This window comes from Prosthecobacter sp. GW821-HT29F12, from assembly GCF_058803405.1.
Map to the genome: position 1 here is coordinate 3,237,196 of NZ_CM179517.1, position 13,994 is coordinate 3,251,189.

Annotated in this window: 1 protein-coding gene (running past one end of the window); it reads right to left on the reverse strand. The window is 58.2% G+C overall.

The window, feature by feature from the left end; translation table 11 throughout:
• On the reverse strand, nucleotides 1-13,994 hold the final stretch of the coding sequence (locus AC3RLQ_RS13480) for an autotransporter-associated beta strand repeat-containing protein (protein WP_493037869.1). It continues 15,919 nt past the right edge of the window; the window shows 13,994 of its 29,913 coding nt (coding positions 15,920-29,913); its start codon lies off the right edge, out of view; it ends in the stop codon at nucleotides 1-3.

A 13,994-nucleotide genomic window follows, 5' to 3' on the forward strand; every position in this document is an offset into this window, starting at 1 on the left:
TTAAAGGAAACGACGGCGGCGGCGCATGCACAGGCTCAGCAGGCCAAGCATAAGCAGCAGCAGGCGGCCAGGCTCAGGCACAACTACAACGATGATGCCCTGCGTATCAAACAGGCTCACGTCCCACCGGAAGCCGGACCCGAGTTCAAACAGATCAAGATCGGTGCCAGTCTCCGCACCGGTGCGCAAGTAGCTGCCGTTGTAGAGGACCCCGCCGACATTGTAGGTCAGGTTAGCGCCGTTCCAGTCGAGGAGTTTGAACACATCCCCTGCGGTGGCATTGTAGCCGTTGTTAACGAGGGTAATTTTGGAGCCTGTAACAATGGTCAATGCACCGCCAACAAGGATCTGATCGTGCTGAGCGCCGGTGACCGGGTCATTGAGGAGATGACTGTAAGTCGGATCGGTGGTGATGCCATTGATCCATGTGCTGTAGCCCGCAGTATCGTAACCGACCGTATTCATGGCCGTGTAGCTGGAACGTTGGGCTTGGAGAGTGATGTCCGAGGTGGCGCCGAAGGTGGCCGAGGAGACAAAGGTCAGCGTCCCCATGGATGCCCCGGCTTCGTCGCCAGGGCTAAGATGGCCAAGAATGGTCGCGGCACCTTGAATCTGGCCGGTCCCAGCGACAGTGGTGCCAGCAGCGGATGAGAATCCAGCAGCATTAACGGCTCCCGTATCCCCCACACTATTGCGCCCCACCTGCAGGATGCCGGCGGCTATCGTCGTCGTGCCAGTGTAGTCGTTGTCCAAGGTCATCGTGGCCCAGCCATCGCCTGCTTTGACCACATTCAATGCAGCGGAGGCCGTAGGGCTGGCACCTGGAGCAAAGAACTGGCTGTTCATAGTGCCGTCACGGAATTTGGCGTCCCACAACACTTCCGTGGAGGCCGGTGTGCTTTGAGTAATGGTCAGCGTGCCTTCGGTGGCGGCGGCGTTTTCAATGATTTCGGTGCTGCCATTGGTGCTGCCACCCATCGCGCCAGTGTCGCCGATGTAGGGGCCGACGCCGCCATTGGTGCTCAGAGAGCCGATGGTGCGGGCGCCGCCGCCGGTCTGCAGGATGGAGTTGTATCCCATGTCCACATCGTTGGCAGCGGTAAGCGCCTTGGTGTTTTCCAGGCGAAGAATGGTGGTCTGATCCTGGTCGTAGCCGGTGTTGGCGCTGATACGGACATCACCTGTCCATCCGCTGTTGTCGGCCTTGAGCACGGCGTAGTTGTAGGTTCTACCGCTAGTGTTGTCGTTGGCACCGCCAGCGTCGTCACCATAGAAGGTGATGTTGCCGCTGGTGGTGGTGCCATCGAGAAGGCGGCCGTTGAAGTTGATGTAGTTCTGGCTGCCACCGTTCTCGGCGCCGTCGTTCATGTAAACGAGGAGGCTGTCGTTCAACGTGATGTCTCCATTGATGTTGATCAGATCGCCGTTGCCGACGGTTTCGACCGAGAGCTGTTTCGTCTGGGTGGGGTTGTAAACAACATTGATGTTATGATTGATTTCAATGATGTAATTCTGAACCACATCCTGGTTCGAGATCACCAGTCGCGCCGTCCCCTGGCGGTCAGCAGACCCCAAAGTGATCGTCTTACCCGTCAAATAGCCGGTGCCAAAGACATCCGCCTGATACATGCCATAGACAGTGCCCTGCTTCACGATCAGGTTGCCGGTCCAGTCGGGACTGTTGTTGCGGAACTCCATCTGGCCGATGCCGTCCTTGATGATGTCACCGTTTCCGGTGAGGAAGCCTGCACCATTGCTGAAGCGCATGGTCTGCCCGCTGAGGACGTCAAAGGTGGTGGTGCCCTCGATCGTGATAAAGCCGTTGAGATTCACGGTGCGAACGGCCGGGTTGGCAAAGCCCGCTGGTGTGGCGACACTCGGATCCAGACTGCCGACCGTCACGTAATTGTTGCCCTTGAAGGTGATCCATTCTTCAAGATTCCAGTCCACGGCACCGTTCATCGCTCCCATCTGGATGGCCAGGTTCGTTCCGCTGCGGAGGATCGTGCCATCCGCAAAGGAGTTGTTGGTGCCGAGAATCGTGGAAACCTGAGAGGTTGTGGCCGTGGTATTGTCCCCGTTCAGCCGCAGCGTGCCTTCGCGGATATCGAGCAATCCCTGGAAATTGGCATTGTTTCCAGTGTTCAGCGTGCCTTCCAGCGTCAGTGTTCCAGCGCCGACTTTGACGATGTCACCGCGATACAGAGCGGTGGAAGCCAGGGTTCTGACACGCAACTCGGCTGCGCCATCGACCACGTCAATGGTGCCACCAGCGCCGGTTGCAGTCACACCGCGGTTGCCAAGATCAGCATATCCAGTGCCGGTATAGCGCAATGTGCCGCCGCCAAATGTGATCTGGTCCACGGTGGCCGCGCCAGGATTGACACCGAGCTGGGACACATCGCTGATGGAGAGAATTGCACCATTGATGAAGGTCTTTCCGGTGTAGGTGTTCGCGCCGTTGAACACCACGACACCGGAGGTGCCGATGGTGGCGGCGTCCACCGTGCTAGGGCCTGTGATCGTCACATTGATCGCACCTGTGATAGGCACGTTCACGTTCAGATTGCCGGTGCCGAACTGGTGGAAAATAAGCTCGGAACGTCCGCCCGTTGTCGTGAGGGCCGCGCCAGCACTGCCATTGATGGTCTTGTTTGCCGCTCCAACGTTGCTGCTCACCAGGATGGCACCGCCTGAGGAGGCGATACCGGTGCCGGCAATCGTCAAAACACTGCTGCCGAGATCAATGACGCCGTCTGCGCTGGTGTCAAAACGCAGGGTGCTGATGGTCAGTGCAGAACCGCGCGTGCCGCTGAAGCCAGCACCACCGTTTTCGGAGATGTTGCCGTTCGCAGACCAGCTGGACACATCATTGTTGTAGTCGCTCGCGACACGAATCGTGCCAAAGGAACCCACGTCATTGCCACTGGCGCTGGCCACCATGGCGAAGTCTGTGGCAGTGCGCAGCTGAGAGCCATAGGTCAGCCAGGCAATGATGGCGTCCTTGGCTGCCGCAGTGGAACTGACATTGAAGTCGAGGGTGATCTGAGCGGTGCCGCCTGCCGCGTTGTCCTCGACAAGGTTGGCAGTGGCTCCCAGAGCACGGGTGAAATTGCTGGTGGTGTTGTTGGCATTGGCATTGCCCATGTTGATGGTCATGTTGCGGGCCGTGCCTGCATTGGTGGTGCGCGCCACGATTTCATTGCCTCCGAGGGTGAAATCCAGCACCCGGATGGCGGCATTGTTGGTGGCGAAGGCGGTGGTTGTGTTGGCATCACTGCTGGCCAGTGCGATCACAGTGCCGCCGTCAAACCGCGCATTCAGGCTGGCCACCAGTGCCTGCACCGTGGTGCCGCTGTGGTTAAGAACCAAGGTGCCGCCTGCAAGGACGAAGTTGGCATCCGAAGCAGATGCAAGCCCAGTGTTCTGCAGGATGACTGTTCCGCGACCTTGTTTGAGGAAGCCAAAGTTTGGCGCGGTGGTGCTGCCGGTGTTGCCTGTGATCACCTGATTGATGACCACGGTGCCACCGCTCTGCGCCTGAAGATTGGCCACAATGCTGCCTGTCACAAGCGTGCCTGTGCCAGTGCCGAAAGTCACCGTGCCATTTTCATTCAAACCGCCCACGTATTTGGCTCCCGTGCCAACCATGGACCAGGCGGCCATGTTGAAGGACTGACCGGCCCGGGTCAGGAAGAGAGAGCTGAACAAGTTGGAAGTATTCCCCATCACAAACCCCTGCATCGTTGTGCTGCCATTGATGGCAAAAGAGGTGGTGTTCGAATCTGCATTCGGTATGCGGCTGATGGCGGTGTTCGTCCAGAATCCGCTGCCATCATTGCCCGCAGCATTGGGGTCGTAGTTGATCAACATGTCTCCACGAAGGAGGGAGAGACGCCCGGCAGCATTGTACTGCTTCTCGAAGATGAAGCTCGTCTGGTCGTTGCCTGCGGCAAGGTTGACACGCAGCACTTCATTCTCGTTGGTGCGAACGCCCGCCAGGGTCGGCAGAGTGGAGATCACATCGGCGATAGGAATGGCGTTTCCGCTGCCATCAGCCTTGTCTCCGAAGGTGCCGCGGAAGATGAATGCCTGCATCAGTTCACCCGAAGTGTCGAACTGGACAATGCGGGAGTCGATCTGCGTGATGTCATTGCTGATGGCAGTGTTGCCTCCCACGATGTTGCCGTTGATGATGGTGTTGCTGTTGCCATCGAGGCGGATGCGCGGCGTGAAAATCGTCTGGCCAGCAAGATCCACGTTGTCGATGGTGATGTTGCCAAAATAGTTCAAGGTGCGGCTGAAATTGCGGAGGATCTGCTGATCTCCTGAAAGCACGCCAATATAAATGTCCTCACGCGCGGTTGCGGTGCCGATCTGGACACCCGCAGTGGAGCTGAGATTGCCGCTGCCTGTGATGACAACGCCGTTGCCATCGCCCCCCGCACCGAGTCCGGTGCGACCATTGGTGACCTGCAGATCCCCCTCACTGATACTGGTGATGCCGGTATAAGTGTTGTTGCCAGCCAAAACCAGCTGAGCGAAGCCGGTCTTGAGCAAACCTCCTGTGCCCATGATGTTCGACCGGACATGCAGTGTGCCCGTGCCAATGGCTCCCGAGGTGGTGAGATAATAGCCATTTTGAGCATTGAAGATGGCTTCACGACTGCCGAAATCGAGATTACCGCCCAGAATGTAAGTGGCAGCATCCGCTGTGTTGCCCACTGCAAAAGTGGCGCTGCTGACCATGCCGGAAGAGATGGTCAGGGTGCCGTCCACATAAAGCAGAACCGCGTGATGGTTCGTGTAGCTCGTCAATGCGGTGGTGTTGTTCACTGCGCCGCCGGAACCATTGTTGTCAAAGACTGGACCGAAGCGCAGAGCGTTGATCGCGGTGCTTTCTTTCATCACGGTGGCCAGATCATTGAGGCTCACATTCTGGTTCAAACCCAGAGCGGTGCTGTTGCCCAGGAGTCCGCCGGAGGCCGTGAAGTATTCCGAGTCATCGAGCGGACGAAGGTAGCCGCCCTCATACGTCATGAAGTTGCTGCCACCCAGATATTGCAGGTTGCGCTGCTGGTTCCAAAGATCACTGACGTTGGCATTGTTGAAGCCCAGGATGCGGAAGTCCGTGTCCAGTCCGAGTGGAATGACGCCCCCGAGAATGCCGATGGCGATCTGCTTGTCCGTGGCGATGGTGTTGTTCCCCACCAGTGTGGTGCCAAGAGCACCCACGGCCACGCGGACACTGTCCCCTGCCGCCCCAGTGCCGAAGGTGGAGGTGGCATCCAGATCAACGAACCGCACGACTGAGCCGGCAGAGCGGTTCAGGTTGTTGATGGTGAGCGTCATGTTGGTGCCTGCGCCATCCGTGGGATAAAAGTCCACAATGTTGGTGCCTGACTGAACATTGACCGTGCCCAGCGTTTCCGTGTTGTTGACCGTGCCACCGTTGAGACGCAGCCAGCCATTGCTCATATTGGTGATGGCGCTGTCATTGATGCGGTCATTGTTGTTGCCGCCGGTAGCACCAGAGGTCGCATCGAGACGGTTGGTATTGTCCAGGGTGATCATGCCCCGGCGCTGGAGGTTGATGGTGGTCACACCCGAAAGCACGCCGTTGATGCCATTGAGTGTAAGGCCCCACTCCGCCCAGCCTTCAGCCAATCCCTGAGTGGGGTAGTTCACGCCGTTGATCGCATATGTATGGCTTTCCCAAGGCACGGCGGCGTAGCCGTAACGCAGCACGTTCAAATCTCCGGTGAACGTATTGTTGGCGGTCAGACGCAGCTCGCCGAACCCGATTTTTGTAAAACCACCCAGCCCCTGGATCACCCCGCCAATCACCAGCTTGGATGCAGGCGATTCCGTTGTATTGCCCTGCTCGGCGACGGTGTAGTTGCCAATGGAGTCGGAGATGATGATGTTCCGATCAGCGGTTCCTGTCAGATTGAGTTTCCCATCCAAAAAGGTGGAGCCGTCCTGAATGGTGAAGAAATCAAGCTGAAGGTAATTGTAGCCACTGTTGGCAGCGGCGATCACGCCATTCATGGTGATGTCCACCGTGTTGTGGGTGTTGAACTGGTTTTCAAAGAGCAGACGCGCACCCGTGTTTGCTCCAAGGCCGAGTGCTGCGTTTGTTGCATCCGCCTGAATCTGGCCACCATAGCCGATTTCGATGCCGTTGGTGATGTCCGAACTTTGAATACCGTTGTCCGTAACCGAAGCGGACACTTCATGCCTGAAGCGCACGCTGCTGCCACGGATCACCAGACTGTCGAGCGCACTGGAGAAGCTTGCGTCTGCAAACACCATGTTGTCCGTGCCATTGCGACCTCCGATGATGGTGAGGATCTTGTTGTTGCCTGCGATGACCGGGCGATTGCGGGTAAACGCCCCAGTCAGGCCGTTGGCGTTGCTAAGATTGGTGTCATACGTGCCGATCACGAAGGCTGACGCATTGACTGTGCCGCCGCTGTTGATGGTGGCGTTGTCATCGAGGGTCAGGAAGGAAATCTGCCCTGTGCCGGAGGAATTGCGCAGAGCGCCCGTGCCATTGAAGCCCGTGCCGGAGATTTTGAAGATTTCACGGAAAGGATCGCTGTCATCTCCGAGATTGAGCGCCTGACCACGCAGATCCACCGAGGCTCCGGCAGCGACGACGGTTTCATTGCCAACCCCAAAAGCCCCCAGCGCACGCGTACCACCGACATAGAGGATGCCCTCGTTGACCATGATCTGACCGAGGAGAGTCGCGCCCTTGTTGATGCCGGTGTACCCATCATAAACGTCAGAGAAGTTGTTGGCGCTGATCTGCATGATGCCGGAGCCGGTCTTGGTGAAACCATTTTGCGCATAAACAATGCCAGAGATGTTCAGACCGACACTGCCAGTATTGGCTGCCACCGGGATATTGAATGTGAGACCGGCCGCCGTCGTGTTGTTCATGGTCTGCTTGCCGCTCAAGGTGCCCGCTGCAGCTGCAAGGGTCGTCACGGTGGCACCATCATTGTAAGTGATGTATTCGCCGGTGTTACGGCTGTCATTGAACTGCAGAATGCCTGAACCACCGATGGTGGTGATGCCGCGCACATTGCCCAGTGCATTATTGTTCCCGTTGATCTGGATCGTGCCGCCGTTGACGACGATGTCGCCATAGAAGTTGCTGTTGTCGTCGTCGAAGAGCACCACCCCTGAATTGCCGGTGTCGAGAATGATCGTGCCATCCCCGGTGATGGTGCCCGTGTTGTAGACAGCTGTATTGGTGGTGAGGAAGCGAAGCACCGACCCGGCCCCCATGTTGATGACGTTGCCCTGAGGCGAGACGCCGTAGCCGCCAAGGAAAGCGTTGGTGGCAACGGTCGGCGCGGCCGCCGTGCCGCCCACCTGGATTTCCCCTTCATTCAGGTTGAGAGCACCGCTGTAGGTGTTGAGGGCATTGAGGTAAACCTTGCCCGTGCCTGATTTGGTCAGAATCTGTGCACCTGTATTGTTCTGAATGACGGCATCAATTTGGAGCGCCCTCGCGCTGTTTTGCAGGATGATCAGAGTCTCAAGACCGGCCGTCGTCGCAGCATTCTGAATGAAGCCGTTGCTGATGATGACATCCCCCGCGTTCACGTTGGGGGTGATGAGAAGGCCACCGCCCGTCATGGCCAGCACTCCTCCACCGAGATTAAGGGTGCCGCCACCGGCTGTGTTGAATCGCAGAGTGTTGGCAGCCGTGCCTGTGATTGAGAAATTAGTCACGTCCACGTTGTTCGTGGCCGCGTACGTGTTCACGCTGTAGGCAGTGTATGCGGTGACCGGACCGTCGCCACCGTTGGTGGAGTTCATCGCCCAATCGGTCTTGCCCACAGTAGCGTAGCCACCAAGAATGCCGTTCGTGTTGGTCGTGTCCACCTGCGCGATGCCCGCAGCACCGAAGTCGATCGTGCCGCCGACATTGCGCGTGATGGCATTCATGCGGAGAACAGAAGTGCCGCTGGTGCGGGTGACCGCGTTTGAGCCAGGAGCGATCGTGGTGGCACTCACCACTTCGACATGGCTGCCACCGCTCAGATTGATGGTGCCGCCGGAGGTGCCGAGGATCTTGGTCTGGCCGGCAACGTTGGCATCCACACCTACTGTTGTCAGAGCGGTGATGGTGCCCAGCGTCAATGCAGCGCCATCTGCCAGCTTGCTGTTGTTGTTCGTTCCGTATTCAAGCTGGAGTATGCCGTCGCGGACCACTGTCTGCCCCGTCCAACCGGCACCGTTCGAACCGGAGAGGATGAGAGTGCCTTTGCCAAAGAAGAGCAAGGTACCAGCGCCGGTGAGCGAGGAGGTTGCATTGTTGAATTCCAACGAAGCGCCGGCATCCACGGAAAGGCGCAGCTGAGCGGACAACGTGATCAGACCACTCATGATGCTGCTGCCACTGGTGACTCCAAGACCACCATCTGCGGTGGAGTTGGTGAAGGCATTGGCGAGGGTGATGCCGCTGCGGATTTCCAAGCCATTGCCTGAAGCACCGTTGACCGTGATGGTGCCGGTTCCCAATGCATTGCCAGCGCGGATGGCCAGCGTGCCGGCGGTAATTGTCGTACCACCCGTGTAGGTGTTCCCCGCGCTGGGATCAATGACCCACATGCCGCCGTCGACTTTCGCAAGGGAGGTGGCTCCGCCTTGATCGGTGATCTTGAGGCTGAAGGTATTGTCGCTGATCGTCGTCCCACCCAAGGTGAGTGTGCGCGCGCCGTTGCCGGTGAATGCGATGGAGCCTGTGTTGCTGAAGGTGAGGGTCGGTGCCGTGGTGCCAATCAGAGTGCCGGAAGCATTGATACGAGCAGCCAGAGCGCCGAGTCCCATGGTGAAGAGACGATCGGTGCTTTGATTCGTCAGGCCCTGCCAGGTGAGAATACCGCCTTGATTTGCCGCAGTGTTGCTCACGAAGACGAGATTTCCTGCGGCATTGCTTGAAGCGCCGACGCCGCTCGCGATCCCGCCGTCGGCAAGATAGTAGATGGTCATGCCTGCGCTGGCAGTGGCACCACCGGTGGCACCGATGGTGGTGATGCCCGTGTAAGTGTTGCGTGCGCTGCTTGTCAAAGTCGCAGCAGTGGAGGATGACACCGTGCGAGTGAGGTTCCCTTCACCCGAGAAGAAGCCGTTCATGGTGCTGCTGGCCCCTGTGATGGAGAGAGTCTGGCCGGAAACTATTTCAGCCTCAGTCAGCACATCGCCCGTCAGGGTGGCAATGGTTTCGGAGTTGATGATTCTCAACTTCGCGGTGCCGGAGTAGATGCCGTCGCCGCCATCTCCATTGAGAGCCACACCGACAGTGTCCAGAATTGCCGCACCACCGGCGAGTTCAAGAGTGCCATTGTTGATGATGAGAGTTCCGGTGAAGGTGTTTGCGCCACTGAGGCGCCAGGTGCCAGCCCCCTCTTTGATCACCGCCGTAGCCTGGCTGGTGGTAGGATTGCTGATGATACCAGCAATGGTGTTGGTCAGGGTGTTGGAGCCATCAAGCAGCCAGTTATGCGTGCCCGTGGTTCCAGAGGTGAGTGCACCGTTGATGATGATCTGCTTCACTCCGTTGTTGATCAACTGGCCACCCGTGGTGTTCCCGGTTGCGGCAGTGACCAGTGCCCAGGTGATGTTGCTGGCAAAGGTGGCGACTCCAGCATTGGGGTCATTGAAAATGATGGTGCCCACGTCAGCACTGTTGGGTGCGATCGTGTTGGTGCCCTGGCCGAAGCCGCCATCACCAATCTGGTCGCCGTTCCCATACTGATCGTAGCGGCGGCCATTGAAGTTGTTGCTGCCGAGAGTGATGCTGCGAGCCACATTGGTGTTGCCCATGACGCTGGTGTTTTCCGAGCCGTCGCCAAGATCCCCCTGCAGTTCAAGCATGCCGACATTGACTGTGATGCTTCCGCTAAAATCATTGCCGGCGTTGGTCAGAGCCCAGCGGCCCGAGATGCCGTAGCGGTCATCGTCAGTCACATTGCCCATGGCGATGGAAAGGACATTGGCCCCCTGAGAAATGACACCCGTGATCTGGTTGGTGATTGGGTTGAAGTAACCACCAGTCTGACCGGTAAGTTGAAGGGTGTTGGTGGCGGTCGCAGTAATGCTGCCGCTGAGAATGAGCGCTCCGCTGCCATTGGCGGTGATACGGTTGCTTCCAGTGCTGGTAATGGTCGCAGCAGTACCGGCCAGAATGATGTTTCCAGCATAGGTTTCCCCCGCTCCGACATAGTCAATGGAACCGGCACCGGTGCCGGCACCGAGTGTGACCGAGCTGAAGGAGCCGATGGCATTGGCGAGGTTGGCGGTCTGGATTCCACCGCTGCTGTTGTCAGAAAGCCTGCCGAGCAGCAACGCACCAGTGTTGGTATTGGTGCCATACATGGCCATGAAGTTGCCACCACCAAGAGTCAGATTGCCCGAACCTTGGAATGAGCCCGCGATCAACTGAGTCCCGCCGTCGTCGACGGTCAGCGTCTGACCAGCACCAATGAGAGTGATGGCACCACGCTGCATGTAGAGCTGGCCAATGGTTTCCGTATTGGCAATGCTCAGTGTAGCACCGTTCAGAACGTGAGTGTCATTGTCATCGTGCATGGCCGCGCCATTGGCGAGGACGACCGTGCCTTTGTCAATGTAGGTGCTGCCGCTATTGAATGTATTGACACCGGCGAGGGTGGTGACTCCCGAATTTTGGAAGACCCACACGTTGTTGCCAGAAAGCACCCCGTTGTAGGTGTTGCTGGCGCTGCCGCCAAACACCACGACGCCGTTGTTAACGATGTTCAGCAGATGAGTGCTGTCAGCGTTGACGAGGGTGCTGTTGATGAAAAGAACGCCGCCCCCTTCAGATTGAAGAATGGCGACCTGGGTGTTGGGAGCTCCCGTGGTGGAGCCAATGGTCAGATTCCCGGTCAAGGTGATGTTGCCCAGCCCTTGGCGCAGCAAAGTGGCATTGCGGGCCGTGGTGCCATCGGTGTTGGGATTGAGCGTGATGTTGTTGGCCACAATCGTGTCTGCAATCAGGTGCCAGCGCAGGTCGGTTGAGCCACTTGTCGTGGACTGCAGAATCACATCGCCCGTGCCGAGAGATCCGGTGTAAGTATCATTGCCGATGCGCAGAGAGACGCCTGCATTGACGGACTGCAGCCCCACAGTGGTCGTGCCGGTGTAGGTGTTGTCCGCGGTCAGATATACCGTGTTACGAGACTGGATGAAATTGCCAGTGCCGGAGATATTGCTGCCCAGCACCAGGTGGCCGTCGTTGGTGTTCGTGATCAGAGTGCCGTTGTTGACGATATCCGAACGGCTGCCGATGCCCCCAGCAGAGTTGTTGCCAAATTGAACGGTGGCGTTGGCGCCGATGGTGAGAGTGCCGTTCAGCTGGTTGGCCGCATTGGTCAGCAGCAAGGTGCCTCCCACGATGGTGCTGTTGACGGTAAGACCGGTTCCAGGTGCCGAAATGATCTGCCCGCTGAGCACATGATTGAAGGCGGAGTTGAGACTGATGGTGCTGGCACTTCTCAACACCAAAGGAGCGGACAGCGTCTGCGCTGCTCCGCTGCTGATGGCCAGCGTGCCCCCATCGAGATTCAAGAGTTCGGTGATCGTGCCGCCCGCAGCGACATTGATTTTGAGCGTGCCGCCCGCATTCACCGAAGTGAGGTTTGCCCATCGGTTGGTGACAGCCGTGGCAGCAGCCCCAAGTCCGGCGTTGTTTTGGATTTCCAGAATTCCTCCTCTGACGGTCACCCGGCCTTGGAAGGTATTGGTGCCGGTGATGATGGTGGTGCCGGAACCAAGCTGCTCAAGGTTGCCCGCGCCTGAGATGACAGCGGCAATGGTCAGCGAGTTGCTGCGGTTGAAGCCGAGGGTGCCATTGTTCAGGATGGCTCCGCTGCCCACCATGCCCGCAGCGCTGCCACCAGCGGTGCTGTCGCCAAGCTGGAGGTAGCCGTAGCCAATGTTGGTGGCGCCCGTGCCGGTCATGTTGTTCGTGAGCAAGGTACGCCCGCCACCGGTGGTGGTGAGGATGGTGTTGGCAGTGCCGTCCACGTTGGAGAGCACCAAATCACCAAAGACATTGTATTGATTGATGATCAGTTCATTGCCGGCGCCGGAGGTGAGGCTGGCCGAAATGGTGGAGGTATGTGCGCCCACGCTGCTGCTGACAAGAATGCCGCCCGTTTCAAGAGCCATCGTTCCGGTAATGTCAGCATCATTTGCTCCGCTAAAACGAACGCTCGCCGTGCCGGCACCTGCCACCGCGCCTGCGGCGGTGATGTCCGTATTGAGATTCGTGCCGAAGGTGTCCGTGGAATAGCTGGTGAGTCCGGAAATGGCAGCACCCGCTCCGTTTGAAACTGCCCAGGTGCCACCGCCAAACGTGGCCCAACCGCCGAGGATGCCACTGGCGCCATTGACAGTACTTGTCGCAGCAGCGCTTGTGCCCACGGTCAGGGTACCACCCGCCGCACGCGTGATGGCTCCCAGATTGATGCCTGCGAAGCCAGAAAGCTGGCTATACTCGGTCTCAGCATTGAAATGGATCAATGATTCAACGGATGATGCCCCTGCATTGAGGGTCGTGGAAGCAACGGACTCCAGGATTCCAGTTCCCGTGCTGATGATGCGAATGGTGCCGCCGTTCAAAGTCAGCGCCCCGACCGATGGCAGGATGTTGTTTCCTGCACCATAGTTGAGAATGATGGTCGAATTCGACGAGAGCGTGATGCCTCCGGTGTGAGCGAGGTTGCCAGAGAGTGTCAAGCCGCCGAAGTTGCTCAGAACCAGTGCACCTGCGCCGCTTGTAGCCCCAGAGAATCCAGTGGCGGAGACCGCACCGCTGCGAGCTTCGCGGAGGGTCAGCCCGAGTGTAAGCACCGCATTGCCTGTGCCGGCGAGCGACCCGATGGTGTCAGCCAATGTGACGGTGAGCTGAGTGCCGGTGCCGTTGAGATTGATACGGGCGCCATTAATCCCCGTGCTGTTGAAAGCACCACTTGCAGCATTGAGAGTCAGGGCCGCGTTAGTTCCCACATTGATGGTGCCACCAAAGCCCGTGCTGCTACCCGTCAAAGACAAGGTTTGTCCTGCGACGGTGGAATTGACGTTGATCACACTGTTGAGATTGCCGGTGAACACTGTCCCGATGGTCTGAGTGTTTTGATCCATGAGCGTCAGCGAACCGTTGACGAGCTGAATGGTGCCACCGGTGGATGAGGCAGCAAAACGGGAGACGGTTTGTGAGGTGCCGTTCACATCCAAGATGCCACTGACGCTGCGAATGCTGCTGCCCAGCGCCAGTGTGCCGTTTCCGCCTGTTCCTGGAGCACCAACACCAGCCGAAGCACTATAGATGCCCATGCGCAGAATGCCGCCGTTGGAGATGGTCTGTCCGGTGTAGGTGTTGGCACCACGAATCTCCAATGTTGATGAACCGTCCTTCTGGAAGTCCCCTGCACCTGAAATGACGCCCCCGAAAACGGAGCTGGTGGAGGTGCTGGTGATGAGCCTGATGCCTGCCGTCTGGAGCACGATCAAGCCATCCACGCCATTGATGTAATTTGCATAAAGGCCACCGACGTTGCCACTGGGGAAGACACGAGAGGCACCTTTGCCACCACCTTGGAGAATGGCGATGGTATCATTGACCGTGACTCCTGAGGTGAATACGCCCCCATTGTTTTCGAGGAACAAGGTTTGCGCAGCGTCGAGACCAAACGCCCCAGAAGTGTTAAATCCGCCCTGGTTAACCAGGAGGGTTCCATCAAACGTAGCGCCATCCGAAACCGGATTGGTCCAAGTAAAGGTGCCTGAACCTTCCTTGATGAGCCAGGTGCCGCCAGCACCAAAGATCTGACCGTTGTATGTGGAGGTGCTGTTGTCCCCGCCGATGGCCAGCGCACCGATGCTGGTGCCGATAGTTCCGGCACCAAAACCTCCAGTGGTGAGAGCACTGAGGTTGATGGTGGTGCTGG